At 52.6% G+C, this 272-nt stretch carries 1 protein-coding gene; it reads right to left on the bottom strand.

The window, feature by feature from the left end; translation table 11 throughout:
- Window positions 1-224 (bottom strand): ATP-binding cassette domain-containing protein (locus tag NLU14_RS21845; RefSeq protein ID WP_275710568.1); only part of this gene is annotated, 224 nt, incomplete at its 3' end.
- Window positions 225-272 lie beyond the last annotated feature (48 nt).

The following is a 272-nucleotide window of genomic DNA, read 5'->3' as shown; positions in this document are numbered from 1 at the left end:
AGTCGGGAGATCGAAGTCCCGTTCACCTGGACCTCCCCTTCCGAGGCTTGAAGAAGCGCCCCTGCGATAGACAGGAAAGTGCTCTTGCCGGAGCCGGACGGGCCGACTACAGCTACAAATTCGCCGGGTCCGACTTCAATCGATACGCGATCTAGCGCCGTCAATCGATTCGTGCCTTCTCCGTAATATTTCGAGATATTGTGAATTTGCAATCCCTTTGTCATTATTCGACCCTCCCTAGCGCCTGCAGCGGATCTATTTTGTTCATTTTA

The sequence above is a fragment of the Marinobacter iranensis genome (genome assembly GCF_029207565.1).
GTDB classification, from domain to species: domain Bacteria; phylum Pseudomonadota; class Gammaproteobacteria; order Pseudomonadales; family Oleiphilaceae; genus Marinobacter; species Marinobacter iranensis.
Note: the sequence above shows the minus strand (reverse complement) of the source record. Positions and strands in the feature narration are given on the sequence as shown.